The organism is Pseudomonas sp. ZT5P21 (assembly GCF_054897785.1).
Genome location: NZ_CM142705.1, coordinates 573,997 through 592,727 on the forward strand (window position 1 = coordinate 573,997; position 18,731 = coordinate 592,727).

At 59.7% G+C, this 18,731-nt stretch carries 12 protein-coding genes; 11 read left to right on the forward strand and 1 reads right to left on the reverse strand.

Annotated elements, in window-relative coordinates:
* Positions 1–101 precede the first annotated feature (101 nt).
* Positions 102–2,537 (reverse strand): penicillin-binding protein 1A, encoded by a 2,436-nt coding sequence (locus ACYZT9_RS02710; protein WP_462010143.1) that lies wholly within the window; start codon positions 2,535–2,537, stop codon positions 102–104.
* Positions 2,538–2,756: 219 nt separating this feature from the next.
* Between ACYZT9_RS02710 and ACYZT9_RS02715 the strand changes: the two genes are divergently transcribed.
* The 11 genes from ACYZT9_RS02715 to hemE all read left to right on the forward strand — a co-directional run bounded on the left by ACYZT9_RS02715 (position 2,757) and on the right by hemE (position 18,566).
* Positions 2,757–3,821 carry a pilus assembly protein PilM gene (locus ACYZT9_RS02715; protein ID WP_462008442.1) on the forward strand — a complete coding sequence of 355 codons (1,065 nt, stop codon included), beginning with the start codon at positions 2,757–2,759 and terminating at the stop codon, positions 3,819–3,821.
* Positions 3,821–4,387 carry a PilN domain-containing protein gene (locus ACYZT9_RS02720; RefSeq protein WP_462008443.1) on the forward strand — a complete coding sequence of 189 codons (567 nt, stop codon included), beginning with the start codon at positions 3,821–3,823 and terminating at the stop codon, positions 4,385–4,387. The genes ACYZT9_RS02715 and ACYZT9_RS02720 overlap by 1 nt, the downstream gene beginning before the upstream one ends.
* Positions 4,384–5,007, forward strand: coding sequence for a type 4a pilus biogenesis protein PilO (pilO, locus tag ACYZT9_RS02725; protein WP_462008444.1), 624 nt, complete (start codon positions 4,384–4,386; stop codon positions 5,005–5,007). Before ACYZT9_RS02720 ends, pilO begins: the two co-directional genes overlap by 4 nt.
* Positions 5,004–5,531: a pilus assembly protein PilP gene (locus ACYZT9_RS02730; RefSeq protein ID WP_462008445.1), complete on the forward strand. Its 528-nt coding sequence runs from the start codon at positions 5,004–5,006 to the stop codon at positions 5,529–5,531. The genes pilO and ACYZT9_RS02730 overlap by 4 nt, the downstream gene beginning before the upstream one ends.
* Positions 5,532–5,544: 13 nt before the next feature.
* Positions 5,545–7,632 (forward strand): type IV pilus secretin PilQ, encoded by a 2,088-nt coding sequence (pilQ, locus tag ACYZT9_RS02735; protein WP_462008446.1) that lies wholly within the window; start codon positions 5,545–5,547, stop codon positions 7,630–7,632.
* A 4-nt stretch (positions 7,633–7,636) separates the two neighbouring features.
* Positions 7,637–8,155, forward strand: coding sequence for a shikimate kinase AroK (gene aroK, locus ACYZT9_RS02740; protein WP_462008447.1), 519 nt, complete (start codon positions 7,637–7,639; stop codon positions 8,153–8,155).
* A 151-nt stretch (positions 8,156–8,306) separates the two neighbouring features.
* A complete protein-coding gene (gene aroB / locus ACYZT9_RS02745; RefSeq protein WP_462008448.1) occupies positions 8,307–9,407 on the forward strand; it encodes a 3-dehydroquinate synthase in 1,101 nt (366 codons plus the stop codon).
* A 10-nt stretch (positions 9,408–9,417) separates the two neighbouring features.
* The gene (locus tag ACYZT9_RS02750) at positions 9,418–11,010 is read left to right on the forward strand and encodes an AAA family ATPase (RefSeq protein ID WP_462008449.1); all 1,593 of its coding nucleotides are present in this window, start codon (positions 9,418–9,420) and stop codon (positions 11,008–11,010) included.
* Positions 11,011–11,360: 350 nt separating this feature from the next.
* Positions 11,361–15,806 carry a glutamate synthase large subunit gene (gene gltB / locus ACYZT9_RS02755; RefSeq protein WP_462008450.1) on the forward strand — a complete coding sequence of 1,482 codons (4,446 nt, stop codon included), beginning with the start codon at positions 11,361–11,363 and terminating at the stop codon, positions 15,804–15,806.
* A 33-nt stretch (positions 15,807–15,839) separates the two neighbouring features.
* Entirely contained in the window at positions 15,840–17,258 is a 1,419-nt protein-coding gene (locus ACYZT9_RS02760; protein WP_462008451.1) for an FAD-dependent oxidoreductase, read from the forward strand.
* A 240-nt stretch (positions 17,259–17,498) separates the two neighbouring features.
* The gene (gene hemE, locus ACYZT9_RS02765) at positions 17,499–18,566 is read left to right on the forward strand and encodes a uroporphyrinogen decarboxylase (RefSeq protein WP_462008452.1); all 1,068 of its coding nucleotides are present in this window, start codon (positions 17,499–17,501) and stop codon (positions 18,564–18,566) included.
* Positions 18,567–18,731 lie beyond the last annotated feature (165 nt).

The window sequence follows — 18,731 nt, forward strand, 5'->3', positions numbered from 1 at the left end:
TGGGCTTCAAGTGGCAAGCTACAAGCTGCAAGTTTAAAGCGAAGGGCGTTCCGCTTTTGCTCTTTCTTGTGGCTTGCAGCTTGAAACTGGCAGCTGCTTCCTTAGAACAAATCGATCGGCGCCGCTTCATCCGCTGGCAGCGGGCTGCCCGGCGCATTGCCGTTACCCAGTTCATTCACTGACGGTGGCGTGTCTTCGGCCTTGAACAGCTCGAAGTACGCGCCTGGCGTGCCCGGAGTGGCTGCCCGACCACTCACCGGGTCAACCCGCAGGCTGAGAATGCCTTCCGGCTCCGGTTGAGTGTGCGGCGGCTTGTCCTTGAGTGCGGCAGCCATGTAATTCATCCAGATCGGCAGCGCTACGGTGCCGCCGAACTCACGTTTGCCCAGGCTTTCCGGTTGGTCGAAACCGGTCCAGACGGTGGTCACGTAATCGGCGTTGTAACCCGAGAACCAGGCATCCTTGGATTCGTTGGTGGTACCGGTCTTGCCGGCGATGTCAGAGCGGCCCAAGGCCAGCGCGCGGCGGCCTGTGCCGAGTTTGATCACATCCTCGAGCATGCTGTTGAGGATGTAAGTGGTACGGCCATCGACAATGCGTTCGGCCACGGCCGGTGCTTGAGGCGCGGGCTGGCCCGGAATCTCGCCCGGCGTCGCGTTGACCGTGAAGGTATCGGCGGCCGGGGCGGCAATACCGTCCGGGGCAACATCACCTTTCGGCACGCTCGGCGGATTGGCGACGAACAGCGTGTCGCCATTTCGGCTTTCAATTTTGTCGATGATGTACGGACTGACCTTGTAGCCGCCGTTGGCAAACGTGCTCCAGCCGGTGGCGATTTCCATTGGCGTCAGGGTTGCTGTGCCCAAGGCCAGCGACAGGTTGCGCGGCAGGTCCTGTTTGTTGAATCCGAACTTGCTGATGTAGTCGATGGTGCGATCAACGCCCAGGGCCTGCACCAGACGGATCGACACCAGGTTGCGCGACTTGTACAGCCCTTCACGCAGACGGATCGGGCCGAGGAAGGTGTTGGTGTCGTTCTTCGGCCGCCAGACCTTGTCCAGGTATTCGTCGACAAACACGATTGGTGCGTCGTTCACCAGGCTGGCGGCGGTGTAGCCGTTATCCAGAGCAGCGCTGTAGACAAACGGTTTGAAGCTCGATCCGGGCTGGCGCTTGGCCTGCAGGGCGCGGTTGTAGTTACTTTGCTCGAAGGCGAAGCCGCCCACCAGCGAGCGAATGGCGCCGTTCTGCGGATCAAGGGAAACCAGCGCGCCTTGTGCCTGCGGGATCTGGCTGAACTTCAGCGAATTGTCCGGCTGGCGCTGAACACGAATCAGGTCGCCAACCTGCGCGACGTCCGACGGTTGTTTCGGGTTGGCGCCCATGCTGTTGGTGTTCAGAAACGGGCGCGCCCACTTCATGGTGTCCCAGCCAATGTGTTCGTCGCCGGTACGGGTCATCACTTGCAGGCCATTCTTGTCGACCTGGGTGACGATGGCCGGTTCAAGGCCGCTGATGGTGCGTTGCTTGGTCAGCTCGGTGGCCCAGGCTTCCTGCGTTTTGCCCGGCAAGCGCGACTCCGGGCCGCGATAGCCATGACGCTGGTCGTAGGTCATCAAACCTTCGTGAAGCGCGGTGTTGGCCATTTCCTGCAGGTTGCTCGGCACGGTGGTCGTAACGCGGAAACCTTCGGTGTAGGCATCACTGCCATAGCGGCCGACCATTTCAGCGCGAGCCATTTCAGCGATGTACGGAGCATTCACTTCCGGGGTCGGCACGTGATAGCTGGCGTTCAGCGGCTCGTTGATCGCGGCGGTGTAATCGGCTTCGGTGATTTTTCCAAGCTTATACATCCGCCCCAGGATCCAGTCGCGACGTTCCTTGCTGCGCGCCGGGTTGGCCAGCGGGTTGAAGCGCGACGGTGCTTTTGGCAGGCCGGCGATCATCGCCATCTGCGCCAGGCTGACGTCACGAATCGACTTGCCGTAATAAACCTGCGCTGCCGCCTCGATGCCGTATGCTCGGTTGCCGAGGTAGATCTTGTTCACGTACAACTCAAGGATCTCGTCCTTGGTCAGCTGCCGTTCGATCTGCAGGGCCAGGAGGATTTCAGTGGTCTTGCGCGAGAAGCTGCGTTCGCTGGTCAGGAAGAAGTTCTTCGCTACCTGCATGGTGATAGTGCTGCCACCGGACTGAATGTGTCCGCTTTTTACCAGTTGGGTCGCGGCGCGCATCAGGCTGCCGGGATCGACGCCGTAATGGTTGGCGAAATTGTCGTCTTCAGCACTTAGTAACGCATTGATGAAGTTGGGGGGAATGTCGGCGAAACGGATCGGAGTGCGGCGCATTTCGCCAAACTCTGCGATCAACTTGTTGTCGCTGCTGTAGACCCGCAATGGAATCTGCAACTGAATGCTTCTCAGCGCCTCCACAGACGGCAATCCAGGGCTAAGGTAAAGAAATGCGCCGCTCAGACCAAGAAGCAGTCCGCAGAAAACGGCGACGATGGACCAACCGAAAAACTTCAGCAGACGAATCAAGGCTTTGGGATATCCAGGGTAAAGAATGAATAAGGCATCAGGGTTCAGGATAAAAGGAGAACGACCCGCGCTTGACGTAAAAAGCGCAAAAAAACGCTGGGCATTATAAGCATTTTTCCGTCGAGGGCGTCATTTGCGCAGCTGTCAAGACGGGCGGATTGAACGCAATGGACATTACAGAGTCCGTAACTCACGGATAGTCATAGGGAATTGGTAGTGCTTGGACTCTTCAATAAAAAGGCTAAAACGCTGCTGGGGATAGACATCAGCTCCACGTCGGTAAAGCTTCTTGAGCTGAGCCGCCACGGCGACCGCTACCGGGTCGAGGCCTATGCGGTAGAGCCGCTGCCCGCCAGCGCGGTGGTCGAGAAAAACATCGCCGAGCTCGAAGGCGTGGGTCAGGCACTCACGCGCGTGTTGCTCAAGGCCAGAACCAGTCTCAGGAACGTCGCCGTGGCCGTGGCCGGTTCGGCGGTGATCACCAAGACCATCGAAATGGATGCCGGTCTTTCCGACGACGAGATGGAAAACCAGCTGAAAATCGAGGCTGATCAATACATCCCTTATCCGCTGGACGAAGTGGCCATCGACTTCGAAGTCCAGGGGGTGTCGGCGCGCAACCCCGAGCGGGTCAATGTGTTGCTGGCAGCCTGTCGCAAGGAAAACGTCGAAGTCCGTGAAGCGGCGCTCGCGCTGGCCGGTCTGACTGCTCGCGTGGTCGATGTCGAGGCCTACGCGCTCGAGCGATCCTTCGGGTTGCTGACCGGACAGTTGGTAACCACTGAGGAGCGCCTGACAGTTGCCGTGGTCGACATCGGTGCGACCATGACCACGCTCAGCGTTCTGCACAACGGACGCATCATCTACACCCGCGAACAATTGTTCGGCGGGCGTCAGCTCACGGAAGAAATCCAGCGTCGTTATGGCCTGACCCTCGAGCAAGCCGGGCTGGCAAAGAAGCAGGGCGGTTTGCCGGACGATTACGTCAGCGAGGTGCTGCAGCCGTTTCGTGAAGCGCTGGTGCAGCAGGTGTCGCGGTCATTGCAGTTTTTCTTCGCCTCCGGGCAGTACAACGCTGTCGATCACATCCTGCTGGCCGGCGGCACCGCTTCGGTTCCGGGGCTGGACCGGTTGATTGAGCAGCGATTGGGCACGCCGACGCAGGTGGCCAATCCCTTCTCGAGCATGACTCTGAGCAGCAAGGTCAACGCCGGTGCCCTGGCCAGCGATGCACCTGCGCTGATGATCGCTTGCGGGCTGGCCCTCAGGAGTTTCGACTGATGGCACGGATCAACCTTTTACCCTGGCGCGAAGAACTGCGGGAAGCGCGGCGCAAACGCTTCTTGCTGGCGCTGGTCGTTGTGTTGGTGGGGTCAGTGGGAGCGGTGCTGGTTGCGGATCAGGCCATCAGTGGTGCCATCGATCGACAAATCGCACGAAACGATTACATCGGGCAACAGATTGCCGTGGTCGACGAGCGGATCAAACAGATCAGTGACCTGAAAGCCCGTCGCCAACAACTGATCGAGCGCATGCGCATCATTCAGGACCTGCAAGGCAATCGTCCGATCAGCGGGCGAATCTTCGATCAGCTGGCGCGTACCTTGCCGGACGGGGTGTATTTCACCGAGGTGAAAATGGAAGGCAAAACCCTGTCCATAACCGGCGCGGCAGAATCCAATCACCGCGTGTCAGACCTGATGCGCAACCTGGATGCATCGGACTGGTTCGACGCCCCGACCCTGACGGAAGTCAAGGCGACGACCGCCGGCCAGCTGGATCAGGCCAATGTCTTTCAGTTGAGCGTTCGTCAGACCCAGCCTGCTGCTGCGGAGGCCGTTCAATGAGTCCGGCCGAATGGTTTGAAGGCTTGCGCAAGATCGACATCAACGATCTGGACACTAACAACATGGGTTCCTGGCCGCCCGCCATCAAGGCGCTGGCCGGGGTCCTGCTGATGATTCTGGTGTTTGCGCTGGGCTACAGCTTTTCAATCAGCGACCTTGAGAGTCAGCTTCAACTCAAGCGCGAAGAAGAGTCGACGCTCAAAGAGCAATTCGCCACCAAGGCACAGATGGCGGCGAATCTGGAGCTATACGTCCAGCAGATGAAGGAAATGGAGAATTCCTTTGGCGTGCTGTTACGGCAATTGCCCAGCGACACCGAGGTCCCCGGCCTGCTTGAGGACATCACTCGAACCGGCCTGGGCAGTGGCCTGGAATTCGAAGAGATCAAACTGCTGCCGGAGGTCACCCAGCAGTTCTACATCGAGTTGCCGATCCAGATCACCGTCACTGGCGCGTATCACGACCTTGCCACGTTCGTCAGTGGCGTGGCCGGGTTGCCTCGGATCGTCACCTTGCATGACTTCGACCTGGCGCCGGCCAATCCCGAGGGCGGTCCGAAATTGCGCATGAGCATTCTTGCCAAGACCTATCGGTACAACGACAAGGGGCAGGAGGAATGAACCCGAAGCGTTTATTTCCGATGGTCGGGCTATTGGCGCTGCTGGCCGGCTGCGGCGGCGACGCTGACTTCAGCGACCTGGATGCGTACATGAATGAAATGCGCCTGCGTGCGCCGGGCAGGATTGAACCTACGCCGACATTCCGGTCTTACCCAACGTTCACCTACAACGCCGCTAACCTGCGAAGCCCGTTTTCCCGGCAGCTCAGAGTTGACCTGGCTGGACAGAAGCATGGCTCGCGCAACGTCAAGCCTGACCCCAGCCGGGTCAAGCAGTACCTCGAAGGTTTCAACATCGAGCAGTTTGAAATGGTCGGCACGATTTCCAATGCGGCTGGCTCCTTTGCGCTCTTGCGCGGGGCGGGCGGTGTGCATCGGTTGAAGGTCGGCGATTACCTGGGACGTAACGATGGCCGGATCGTCGCCATCAGCGGCTCGCAAGTCGATGTGGTCGAAATCGTTCCCGACGGCGAAGGCGCCTGGCTGGAACGTCCGCGGACCATCCCTTTGAAAGAGCACTCATAGTGGAACTCGAATAATGAACAGGATTTTCGCAACCTTCGGAATTTCGCTATGGATAGCGATGCTGTCACCGATGGTACAGGCGGCCAACCTCAAAGCGCTCGATGTCGCGGCGCTGCCGGGAGACCGCGTCGAGTTGAAGTTGTCTTTTGATGGCGCCCCGCCGCAGCCGCAGGGTTATACGACGGAGCAACCCGCGCGGATTGCGCTGGACCTGCCTGGCGTTGTCAGCAAGCTAGCGAGCAAGACCCGCGATCTGGGCGGTGGCAATGCCCGCAGCGCCACAGTGGTGGAAGCCAAGGACCGCACGCGGCTGATCATCAACCTGACTCAACTGGCGCCGTACACCGCTCGGGTCGAGGGCAATACTCTGTTCGTGGTAGTCGGGCGCGGAGCCGGTAACGCAGCCTCCACCCCAACAGCCAAACCGTCACGTGTCGCCACGTCAATTCCGGCGCCCGCCAAGGTCTATGCGCCGGTGAGCAAGGCGATCCGCGGCGTGGATTTCCAGCGCGGCACCCAGGGTGAAGGCAATGTGGTCATCGACCTGTCGGATCCGTCCATCGCCCCGGACATCCAGGAGCGCGATGGCAAGATTGTCCTCGGTTTCGCCAAAACCCAATTGCCGGAACCGTTGCGGGTACGACTGGACGTCAAGGATTTCGCCACGCCCGTGCAATTCGTCAACGCCAGCGCCAGCGGTGACCGGGCAACCATCAGCATCGAGCCCAGTGGCGCTTTCGACTATTCGACCTATCAGACAGACAACAAACTGACCGTCAGCATCCGCCCCATGACCGTCGATGACCTGCAGAGACGCAACGCCGAGCGTTTTGCCTACACCGGTGAAAAGCTCTCGCTGAATTTCCAGGACATCGATGTGCGCTCGGTGCTGCAATTGATCGCCGACTTCACCAACCTCAATCTGGTGGCCAGCGACACGGTGCAGGGCGGCATTACCTTGCGCTTGCAGAATGTGCCGTGGGATCAGGCACTGGACCTGGTGCTGAAAACCAAGGGGTTGGACAAACGCAAGATCGGTAACGTGCTGCTGGTTGCGCCGGCGGATGAGATCGCCGCCCGGGAGCGCCAGGAATTGGAGTCGCAGAAGCAGATCGCCGACCTGGCGCCGCTGCGTCGCGAGCTGCTGCAGGTCAATTACGCCAAGGCCGCCGATATCGCCAAGCTGTTTCAGTCGGTGACCAGTGCCGAGGCGAAAGTCGACGAGCGGGGGTCGATCACCGTCGACGAACGCACCAATAACATCATTGCCTATCAGACCCAGGACCGCCTCGACGAACTTCGCCGTATCGTCGCGCAACTGGATATCCCGGTGCGCCAGGTGATGATCGAGGCGCGGATCGTCGAAGCCAACGTCGACTACGACAAAAGCCTCGGCGTGCGCTGGGGCGGTTCGATACAGAACAAGGGCAACTGGAACACGTCCGGTGTCAGCAACGGTGCCAACGCGTCGTCGACCATCGGCACGCCCGGCAGCACCAGCACCAACTCGCCGTTCGTCGACTTGGGTACCTCTGCCAACACCTCGGGACTCGGCATCGCATTCATCACCGACAATGTGCTGCTGGATCTTGAGCTGACCGCGATGGAGAAAACCGGCAACGGTGAAATCGTTTCGCAACCCAAGGTGGTCACGTCTGACAAGGAAACCGCGAAAATCCTCAAGGGCACCGAGATCCCTTACCAGGAAGCCAGCTCCAGCGGCGCCACCTCGGTGTCGTTCAAGGAGGCCTCGCTGTCGCTGGAAGTCACGCCGCAGATCACCCCGGACAACCGGATCATCATGGAGGTCAAAGTCACCAAGGATGAACCGGACTACCTGAACAAGGTGCAGGATGTGCCGCCGATCAAGAAAAACGAGGTCAATGCCAAGGTCCTGGTCAATGACGGAGAGACCATCGTGATCGGTGGGGTTTTCTCCAATACTCAGAGCAAGGTTGTAGATAAGGTGCCATTTCTCGGTGATGTGCCGTATCTTGGCCGCCTTTTCCGGCGTGACGTGGTTTCGGAGAAAAAATCCGAGCTGCTGGTATTTCTCACTCCGCGTATTATGAACAACCAGGCGATTGCTGTGAGTCATTGATTCTGTGCGAAATTTGATTCTTGTTGGACCGATGGGGGCTGGAAAAAGCACCATCGGCCGGTTGCTGGCCAAAGAGCTGCGCCTGCCATTCAAAGATTCCGATAAGGAAATTGAATTGCGCACGGGCGCCAATATCCCATGGATATTCGATAAGGAAGGCGAACCGGGCTTTCGTGACCGCGAGCAGGCGATGATTGCCGAGCTGTGCGGATGCGATGGCGTGGTGCTGGCGACCGGCGGTGGTGCAGTGATGCGCGAAGCGAATCGTCTCGCACTGCGTGCCGGTGGTCGGGTGGTTTATCTGCACGCTTCCGTCGAGCAGCAGGTCGGTCGCACCGCCCGTGACCGTAATCGGCCACTGCTGCGTACCGCCGATCCGGCCAAGACCCTTCGGGACCTGCTGGAACTACGCGATCCGTTGTATCGGGAAATCGCCGACCTGGTCGTGGAAACCGATGAGCGACCGCCGCGGATGGTGGTGCTCGACATTCTTGACCGCCTGCAGCGGCTGCCTCCCCGTTAAAGCGCAGCGCGAAATGCGCTATCCTCGGCGTCCTGTCATGACTGTTCAAGGTTGTGGCGGATGGCTACCGAACGGCGTAACACCAACAGATGCTCTGGATATTCGATAACTCAAGGCAGGACGCCTGATTCCATCTTCACTGTGGGGACACATGCAGACACTCAAGGTCGATCTAGGCGAGCGCAGCTACCCGATTCATATTGGCGAGGGTCTCTTGGATCAGCCTGAACTGCTGGTCCCGCACATTCGCGGACGGCAAGTGGCGATCATCTCCAACGAAACCGTTGCGCCGCTCTATCTCGAACGCCTGACCCGCAGCCTTGCGCCGTTCTCGGTGATTTCCGTGGTGTTGCCCGACGGCGAAGCTTTCAAGACCTGGGAAACCCTGCAACTGATTTTCGATGGTCTGCTGACCGCGCGCCATGATCGCCGCACCACCGTTATCGCTCTCGGCGGTGGTGTGATTGGTGACATGGCCGGTTTTGCTGCCGCCTGCTACCAGCGCGGTGTCGATTTCATCCAGGTTCCGACCACCCTGCTGTCGCAAGTCGACTCCTCGGTGGGTGGCAAGACCGGGATCAATCATCCATTGGGCAAAAACATGGTCGGCGCTTTCTATCAGCCGAACGTGGTGCTGATCGATACCGCCTCCCTCAATACCCTGCCGGCTCGCGAGTTGTCCGCCGGGCTTGCTGAAGTCATCAAATACGGGCTGATTTGCGACGAGCCGTTCCTCACTTGGCTCGAAGAAAACGTCGATCGCCTGCGCGCCCTGGACCAGGTCGCCCTGACTTATGCGATCGAACGTTCCTGCGCGGCCAAGGCGGCGGTGGTCGGCGCCGACGAGAAGGAAACCGGCGTTCGTGCCACCTTGAACCTGGGACACACCTTCGGCCATGCCATCGAAACCCACATGGGATATGGTGTGTGGCTACATGGTGAGGCGGTAGCTGCGGGCACTGTAATGGCCCTGGAGATGTCGGCGCGCCTGGGCTGGATCAGCGAACAGGAGCGTGATCGCGGCATTCGCCTGTTCCAGCGTGCCGGCCTGCCGGTCATCCCGCCTGAAGAGATGACGGAAGCCGATTTTCTCGAACACATGGCAATTGACAAGAAAGTGATCGACGGTCGTTTACGCCTGGTGCTGCTGCGCCACATGGGCGAAGCGGTGGTGACCGACGATTATCCGAAAGAGGTTCTACAGGCCACGCTGGGAGCGGACTACCGCGCCCTGGCTCAGCTTAAAGGTTGATAAGATCCCGATGACTAGTTTGCACGCCGACGAGGCTTTCCTCGGCCATTACCAGTTAAGCCATGACCCTTTCGCTCCGCGGGTGCCTGGCTTTAAATTCTTTCCGGCCCAGCGCAAACCGGTGCTGGGTCAGCTGCATCACCTGGCTCGCTACAGCCAGTTGCTGCTGGTGGTCACCGGCCCGCAAGGCAGTGGAAAGACCCTGTTGCGTCAGGCCCTGGTAGCCAGCACCAACAAACAGTCCGTTCAGAGCGTGGTGGTTTCCGCTCGTGGCGCCGGCGATGCCGCTGGCGTGTTGCGTCAGGTGGCTCAGGCGTTGAACGTCGCTCAGGCAGAGATTGGTCCAATCCTGGCTCAGGTCGTGCAGCTCGCGCTGACCGGTCAGGAAGTCTATTTGCTAGTGGACGACGCCGAGCAACTCGACGAGTCTGCGTTGGAAGCCTTGATGGAGTTGGCCGCTGGTGCACCGGAAGGTCGCCCGCATGTGTTCCTGTTCGGCGAGTCATCGCTGATCGCGCAACTCGAGGCGTTGAGCCTCGAAGAAGAGCGCTTTCACGTCATCGAATTGCAGCCTTACACCGAAGAAGAAACCCGCGAATATCTCGATCAGCGGCTTGAAGGTGCTGGGCGCGGTATCGAACTTTTCACCGCGGATCAGATCTCTGATATTCACGAAAGCTCCGACGGCTGGCCTGGCAACATCAACCAGGTTGCCCGCGATGCAATGATCGAAGCCATGATTGCCAGCCGCTCTGCGGTCAAGCGTCCAAGTATGGGGTTCAACATGCCGAAGAAACACGTATTGGCGATTTCCGCCGTCGTCGTGGTCGCGGTAGCCGCCGCCTGGTTGATGCCGGGTCGCAGCAAAGCACCGACCACAGGCGCACCTGCCAACGAACAGGCGCAACTGCCGCTCGGACAGGGCGCGCCACAACCTGGCGGCGGCGCACCGGCCGTGGAATTCGCCGGCAACTCGCAACCGATGCCTTTGCCGCTGGTCGGCAACTCGCAGCCGGTCATGCGTGGTCCGCTGGCCGAAGAGGCCGGCGGCATCACCGAAGGTGACGATGGCGTGCCTGTCGAAGGATCCAGCGATACGCCGCCGACCGTGACCACCACGGCGCCACCTGCGGGCATCCCGGCCGGTCCTGCGCCGACGCCAGCCGCCAAGCCGACACCTGCGCCAGCTCAGGTCGCGACTGCCAAGCCGGTCCCTGTGACGCCTGCGGTGAAGCCGGCTCCAGCGCCCGCCAAGCCAGCTGCCGTCGCAACCGCCAAGCCTGCCGAGAAACCAGCCGCCGGGGCCAAGGCAGCCGGCGGTACCTGGTACGCCGGGCAACCTGCGAGCAATTACGTGGTGCAGATCCTCGGCACCAGCTCTGAGACGTCCGCGCAAAGCTTCGTCAAGGAGCAGGGCGGCGAGTACCGATATTTCAAGAAAGTCCTCAACGGCAAACCGCTTTACGTCATCACCTACGGCAGCTTCGCCAACCGCGATGCAGCCCTTAGCGCCATCAAGGCCTTGCCAGCGAAGGTTCAGGCTGGTAAACCTTGGCCTCGCACTGTTGCCAGCGTCCAACAGGAACTGGCACCAACTCGCTGAAGATTCGGCGGCCTTACCCAGGCCGCCTCTCTCGGCACCTCAAAATTTCTGCAAGCGCATGCTGTCTCTACAGACCGCGTGCCTTGTGGTGTCTGCGTCACAGTAGTCTTTGAGTCGTTGCGGTCAGAATTAAAAAAATTTTGACTAGCACAGCAGATCGCTTTAAACCTTTCACAAATGCGACATAGATTTGCGACAGTTCGTCGTCAAATTTGTGGGCGTCTGTGTCGCTGTGTACAATGACCACCCTTTTGCCACCGCTAAGCCGGCGTACGTTCGGCGCGGAATGCAAGTGGTTGAATTGAAAAGAAATTTGCCTCGAAAAGAGGCAGCCTGGTGAGAAAGTGTCTATGAAAGCAGGTCTGTACCAACCAGATGAATTCAAGGATAACTGCGGTTTCGGCCTGATAGCCCATATGCAGGGCGAGCCCAGTCATACCCTTTTGCAAACGGCCATTGAGGCCCTGACCTGCATGACCCACCGCGGTGGGATCAACGCCGACGGCAAGACCGGTGACGGTTGCGGTCTGCTGATTCAAAAGCCAGATGTGTTCCTGCGCGCGATTGCCCAGGAAACCTTCGGTGTCGAACTGCCCAAGCAATACGCAGTGGGCATGGTCTTCTTCAACCAGGACCCGGTCAAAGCCGAAGCCGCTCGCGAGAACCTGAACCGCGAGATCCGGGCTGAAGGCCTGCAACTGGTCGGCTGGCGCAAAGTGCCGATCGACACCAGCGTCCTCGGCCGCCTGGCCCTTGAGCGCCTGCCGCAAATCGAACAGGTCTACATCGGCGGTGAAGGCTTCAGCGATCAGGACATGGCGATCAAGCTGTTCAGCGCCCGTCGTCGCTCGTCCGTGGCCAACGCCGCCGACGTTGATCACTACATCTGCAGCTTTTCCCACAAGACCATCATTTATAAAGGCCTGATGATGCCGGCGGATTTGACCGCCTTCTATCCAGACCTCAGCGACCAGCGCCTGCAAACCTCGATTTGCGTGTTCCACCAGCGCTTCTCTACCAATACACTGCCGAAATGGCCGCTGGCTCAGCCATTCCGCTTCCTCGCCCACAACGGCGAAATCAACACCATCACCGGCAACCGCAACTGGGCCCAGGCCCGTCGCACCAAGTTCACCAACGATCTGATGTATCTGGAGGAACTCGGCCCGCTGGTAAACCGCGTCGGTTCCGACTCCTCCAGCATGGATAACATGCTCGAGTTGATGGTCACCGGTGGCATCGACCTGTTCCGTGGCGTGCGGATGATCATTCCGCCTGCGTGGCAGAACGTCGAAACCATGGACCCGGATCTGCGCGCGTTCTACGAATACAACTCGATGCACATGGAGCCGTGGGACGGCCCGGCCGGCGTGGTAATGACCGACGGTCGTTACGCAGTGTGCCTGCTCGACCGTAACGGTCTGCGCCCGGCGCGTTGGGTTACCACCAAAAACGGCTTCATCACCCTGGCCTCGGAAATCGGTGTCTGGAACTACCAGCCTGAAGACGTGATCGCCAAGGGTCGCGTTGGCCCGGGGCAGATCTTTGCCGTGGACACCGAAACCGGTCAGATCCTCGACACCGACGCCATCGACAACCGCTTGAAGTCCCGTCATCCGTACAAGCAATGGCTGCGCAAGAATGCCCTGCGCATTCAGGCAACCATGGAAGACAACGACCACGGTTCGGCTTTCTATGATGTCGACCAACTCAAGCAATACATGAAGATGTACCAGGTCACGTTCGAAGAGCGCGACCAGGTGCTGCGTCCGCTCGGCGAGCAAGGCTATGAGGCCGTTGGTTCGATGGGCGACGATACGCCGATGGCCGTGCTGTCTCAGCGCGTGCGCACGCCGTACGACTATTTCCGTCAGCAGTTCGCGCAGGTCACCAACCCGCCGATCGACCCGCTGCGTGAAGCTATCGTCATGTCGCTGGAAATCTGCCTCGGTGCCGAGCGCAACATTTTCCAGGAGTCGCCGGAACACGCTTCGCGCGTGATCCTCAGCTCGCCGGTCATTTCCCCGGCCAAATGGCGCTCGCTGATGAACCTCGATCGTCCGGGCTTCGAACGCCAGATCATCGACCTCAACTACGACGAAAGCGTCGGCCTCGAAGCTGCCGTGCGTAACGTCGCCGATCAGGCTGAAGAAGCCGTTCGCGCCGGTCGCACCCAGATCGTCCTGAGTGACCGTCACATTGCCCCGGGCAAGTTGCCGATCCACGCCTCGCTGGCCACTGGCGCGGTGCACCACCGTCTGACCGAAAAAGGCCTGCGTTGCGACTCCAACATCCTCGTGGAAACCGCCACCGCTCGCGACCCGCACCACTTCGCAGTGTTGATCGGCTTCGGCGCCTCGGCGGTCTACCCGTTCCTGGCCTACGAAGTGTTGGGCGACTTGATCCGAACCGGTGAAGTGCTGGGCGACCTCTATGAGGTGTTCAAGAACTACCGCAAAGGCATCACCAAAGGCCTGTTGAAAATCCTGTCGAAGATGGGCATCTCGACCATCGCCTCCTACCGCGGGGCACAATTGTTCGAGGCCATCGGCCTGTCCGAAGAAGTCTGCGACCTGAGCTTCCGTGGCGTGCCAAGCCGCATCAAGGGCGCGCGTTTCGTCGACATCGAAGCTGAGCAGAAGGCCTTGGCCGCCGAAGCCTGGAGCCCGCGCAAGCCGATCCAGCAAGGTGGTTTGCTGAAGTTCGTTCACGGTGGCGAATATCACGCGTACAACCCGGACGTGGTCAACACCCTGCAAGCCGCTGTGCAGCAGGGCGACTACAGCAAGTTCAAGGAATACACGGCGCTGGTCGACAACCGTCCGGTGTCGATGATCCGCGACTTGTTCAAGGTCAAAACCCTGGAAACGCCGCTGGACATCAGCGAGATCGAACCGCTGGAATCGGTGCTCAAACGCTTCGACTCCGCCGGCATTTCGCTGGGCGCTTTGTCGCCGGAGGCTCACGAAGCCTTGGCCGAAGCCATGAACCGCCTCGGTGCGCGTTCCAACTCTGGCGAAGGCGGTGAAGATCCGGCGCGCTACGGCACCATCAAAAGCTCAAAAATCAAGCAGGTCGCGACCGGCCGTTTCGGTGTTACACCGGAATACCTGGTCAACGCTGAAGTCCTGCAGATCAAGGTCGCCCAGGGCGCCAAGCCCGGCGAAGGTGGTCAGCTGCCAGGCGGCAAGGTCAACGGTTTGATCGCCAAGCTGCGTTATGCCGTGCCGGGTGTGACGCTGATTTCGCCACCACCGCACCACGACATCTATTCCATCGAAGACTTGTCGCAGCTGATTTTCGATCTGAAACAAGTCAACCCGAAGGCGCTGGTCTCGGTGAAGCTTGTGGCAGAAGCGGGCGTCGGCACCATCGCTGCCGGTGTGGCCAAGGCCTACGCGGACTTGATCACCATCTCCGGCTATGACGGCGGCACCGGCGCATCGCCGCTGACCTCGATCAAATACGCGGGCGCGCCGTGGGAACTCGGCCTGGCTGAAACCCACCAGACGCTGCGCGGCAACGACCTGCGCGGCAAAGTCCGGGTGCAGACCGACGGCGGCCTGAAAACCGGCCTCGACGTGATCAAGGCCGCGATTCTCGGCGCTGAAAGCTTCGGCTTCGGCACCGCGCCAATGATCGCCCTGGGCTGCAAATACCTGCGTATCTGCCATCTGAACAACTGCGCCACTGGCGTCGCCACTCAGAACGAGAAGCTGCGCAAGGATCACTACATCGGCACCGTCGACATGGTGGTGAACTTCTTCACCTACGTCGCCGAAGAAACCCGTGAGTGGCTGGCCAAACTCGGCGTGCGCTCCCTCGAAGAGTTGATCGGCCGTACCGATCTGCTGGAAATCCTCGAAGGTCAGACCGCCAAGCAAAACCATCTGGACTTGACCCCGTTGCTCGGTAGCGATCACATCCCGGTAGACAAGCCGCAGTTCTGTCAGGTCGACCGCAACCCGCCGTTTGATAAAGGCCTGCTGGCGGAAAAAATGATCGACATGGCCACGTCGGCCATCAACGACAAGAGCGGCGCCGAATTTGCGCTGGATATCTGCAACTGCGACCGTTCGATCGGTGCGCGGATCTCTGGTGAAATCGCCCGCAAACACGGCAACCAGGGCATGGCGAATGCACCGATCACCTTCCGCTTCAAAGGGACGGCCGGTCAGAGCTTCGGTGTGTGGAACGCCGGTGGTCTGAACATGTACCTCGAAGGCGACGCCAACGATTACGTCGGTAAAGGCATGACCGGCGGCAAACTGGTCATCGTTCCGCCGAAGGGCAGCGTCTACAAGACTCAGGACAGTGCCATCATCGGCAACACCTGCCTGTACGGCGCCACTGGCGGCAAGCTGTTCGCCGCAGGCACCGCTGGCGAGCGTTTTGCGGTGCGTAACTCCGGTGCTCACACCGTGGTGGAAGGCACGGGCGATCACTGCTGCGAGTACATGACCGGTGGTTTCGTCTGCGTGCTGGGCAAGACCGGTTACAACTTCGGCTCAGGCATGACCGGCGGTTTCGCCTACGTGCTCGACCAGGACAACACCTTCGTTGACCGGGTCAACCACGAACTGGTGGAAATCCAGCGGATCAGCGGCGAAGCGATGGAAGCCTATCGCAGCCACCTGCAGCGCGTGCTGGACGAATACGTCGCGGAAACCGACAGCGAATGGGGTCGTAACCTCGCTGAAAACCTCGATGACTATCTGCGTCGTTTCTGGCTGGTCAAGCCCAAGGCTGCCAACCTGAAATCGTTGCTTTCCAGCACCCGTGCCAACCCGCAGTGATATGCGCCTGAAGAGTTTGATGAGGTTTTAACAATGGCTGAACGTCTGAATAACGACTTCCAGTTCATCGACGTCGGGCGCAAAGATCCGAAGAAGAAACTGTTGCGTCAACGTAAGAAAGAGTTCGTGGAGATCTACGAACCGTTCAAACCCCAGCATTCGGCCGATCAGGCCCACCGCTGTCTGGGTTGCGGTAACCCGTATTGCGAATGGAAGTGCCCGGTGCACAACTTCATTCCGAACTGGCTGAAGCTGGTGGCCGAGGGCAACATCCTCCAGGCCGCCGAGCTGTCGCACCAGACCAACACCCTGCCGGAAGTCTGCGGCCGGGTGTGCCCGCAGGACCGTCTGTGCGAGGGTGCCTGCACCCTCAACGACGGCTTCGGCGCGGTGACCATCGGTTCGGTGGAGAAGTACATCACCGACACCGCGTTCGCCATGGGCTGGCGCCCGGACATGTCCAAGGTCAAGCCGACCGGAAAACGGGTTGCGGTCATCGGCGCCGGCCCGGCCGGTCTCGGTTGTGCCGACGTCCTGGTACGCGGCGGTGTGACCCCGGTGGTGTTCGACAGGAACCCGGAAATCGGCGGTCTGCTGACCTTCGGCATACCCGAATTCAAGCTGGAAAAGACCGTGCTGAGCAATCGTCGCGAAGTCTTCACCGGCATGGGCATCGAGTTCCGCTTGAACACCGAAGTGGGCAAGGACGTGACCGTCGAGCAACTGCTCGAAGAATACGATGCCGTGTTCATGGGCATGGGCACCTACACCTACATGAAGGGCGGCTTTGCCGGTGAGGATTTGCCGGGCGTGCATGACGCCCTCGACTTCCTGATCGCCAACGTCAACCGCAACCTGGGCTTTGAAAAGTCGCCGGAAGATTTCGTCGACATGAAAGGCAAGAAGGTCGTGGTGCTGGGCGGCGGCGACACGGCGATGGACTGCAACCGTACCTCGATTCGACAGGGCGCCAAGTCGGTGACCTGCGCTTATCGTCGTGACGAAGCGAACATGCCGGGCTCGCGCAAAGAGGTGAAGAACGCCAAGGAAGAAGGCGTGAAATTCCTCTACAACCGCCAGCCGATCGCCATCGTCGGTGAAGACAAGGTCGAAGGTGTGAAAGTGGTCGAGACCCGTCTCGGCGAACCGGACGCCCGTGGCCGTCGCAGCCCCGAGCCGATTCCGGGTTCCGAAGAGATCATCCCGGCCGACGCCGTGGTCATCGCCTTCGGTTTCCGTCCAAGCCCTGCGCCGTGGTTCGAACAGTTCAGCATCCAGACCGACAGCCAGGGCCGCGTTGTAGCCCCGGAACAGGGTCAGTACAAGCACCAGACCAGCAACCCGAAAATCTTCGCCGGTGGCGACATGGTTCGTGGTTCTGACCTGGTGGTGACGGCGATCTTCGAAGGTCGTAATGCGGCTGAAGGGATTCTGGATTACCTGGGCGTCTAACCAAACGACGCAAAACCCTGTGGGAGCGAGCTTGCTCGCGATAGCGGAGGATCAATCAGCAGAGATGTTGAATGTGACGCCGCCATCGCGAGCAAGCTCACTCCCACAGTTGTTTCGCGTTGTGCCAAACACTGTATTCCACCGCGACAAATTGACCCGATAGACAAAAGGCTGACCTGCAACCGTGCCTTTTGCGTCGCGCTCTGAGAAAATGCCCGCACTTTTTTTCCGGATGCCGACATGACTGCCCTGAAGAACGACCGTTTCCTTCGCGCCCTGCTCAAGCAACCCGTAGACGTCACGCCGGTATGGATGATGCGTCAGGCCGGTCGCTACCTGCCGGAATACCGCGCCAGCCGTGCCAAGGCCGGTGACTTCATGAGCCTGTGCATGAACCCGGCGTTCGCGTGCGAAGTCACGATGCAGCCGCTCGACCGCTATCCGCAACTGGATGCGGCGATCCTGTTCTCCGACATCCTCACCATCCCCGATGCCATGGGCCAGGGCCTGTACTTCGAAACCGGTGAAGGTCCGCGCTTCAAGAAAGTCATCAGCACCCTGGCCGACATCGAAGCCCTGCCGATTCCTGATCCGCACAAAGACCTCGGCTACGTCATGGACGCGGTCAGCACCATCCGCCGCGAACTCAACGGCCGTGTGCCGCTGATCGGCTTCTCCGGCAGCCCTTGGACATTGGCCACTTACATGGTTGAAGGCGGTTCGTCGAAAGACTTCCGCAAGACCAAGGCCATGCTCTACGACAATCCGCAATCCATGCACCTGCTGCTGGATAAACTCGCGCAGTCGGTCACGTCCTACCTCAACGGCCAGATCATGGCCGGTGCGCAAGCGGTGCAGATCTTCGACACCTGGGGCGGCAACCTCTCGGCGGCGGCGTACCAGGAATTCTCCCTGGCTTACATGCGCAAAATCGTCAGCGGCCTGATCCGCGAGCACGAAGGTCGTAAAGTGCCGGTGATTCTATTCACCAAGAACGGCGGCCTGTGGCTGGAAAGTATCGCCGACGCTGGCGCCGATGCGCTGGGCCTGGACTGGACCTGTGACATCGGCAACGCCCGGGGCCGCGTCGGTAACAAAGTCGCCTTGCAAGGCAACATGGACCCGACGGTGCTCTACGCAAAACCAGAAGCGATTCGCACCGAAGTCGGCCGGATTCTCGCCAGCTATGGCAAGGGCAGCGGTCACGTGTTCAACCTCGGACATGGCATTACCCCGGAAGTCGATCCGGAACATGCGGGTGCATTCCTGCGCGCGGTGCATGAGTTGTCGGCGCAGTATCACGAATAGTTTTGACTGAAATTGTAGGAAGCCTGTCCGGCATAAGTCGGACAGGTTTTTTTTTATTTGTTGAATGGCGGTCAGCTTAAAAAAGTAATGGCTGTAAGAATGTTTTCTTTCTCTGTCAGATACGTGAAAAGAAAGATTAATCCTCATGCCAGTGATGACTTGTCC

What these genes read in the sequence shown, in the direction of transcription:
- ACYZT9_RS02720 (WP_462008443.1), top strand. Translation starts at nt 3,821, where the DNA reads ATGGCACGGATCAACCTTTTACCCTGGCGCGAAGAACTGCGGGAAGCG.
- pilO (WP_462008444.1), top strand. Translation starts at nt 4,384, where the DNA reads ATGAGTCCGGCCGAATGGTTTGAAGGCTTGCGCAAGATCGACATCAAC.
- ACYZT9_RS02730 (WP_462008445.1), top strand. Translation starts at nt 5,004, where the DNA reads ATGAACCCGAAGCGTTTATTTCCGATGGTCGGGCTATTGGCGCTGCTG.
- pilQ (WP_462008446.1), top strand. Translation starts at nt 5,545, where the DNA reads ATGAACAGGATTTTCGCAACCTTCGGAATTTCGCTATGGATAGCGATG.
- aroB (WP_462008448.1), top strand. Translation starts at nt 8,307, where the DNA reads ATGCAGACACTCAAGGTCGATCTAGGCGAGCGCAGCTACCCGATTCAT.
- ACYZT9_RS02750 (WP_462008449.1), top strand. Translation starts at nt 9,418, where the DNA reads ATGACTAGTTTGCACGCCGACGAGGCTTTCCTCGGCCATTACCAGTTA.
- gltB (WP_462008450.1), top strand. Translation starts at nt 11,361, where the DNA reads ATGAAAGCAGGTCTGTACCAACCAGATGAATTCAAGGATAACTGCGGT.
- ACYZT9_RS02760 (WP_462008451.1), top strand. Translation starts at nt 15,840, where the DNA reads ATGGCTGAACGTCTGAATAACGACTTCCAGTTCATCGACGTCGGGCGC.
- hemE (WP_462008452.1), top strand. Translation starts at nt 17,499, where the DNA reads ATGACTGCCCTGAAGAACGACCGTTTCCTTCGCGCCCTGCTCAAGCAA.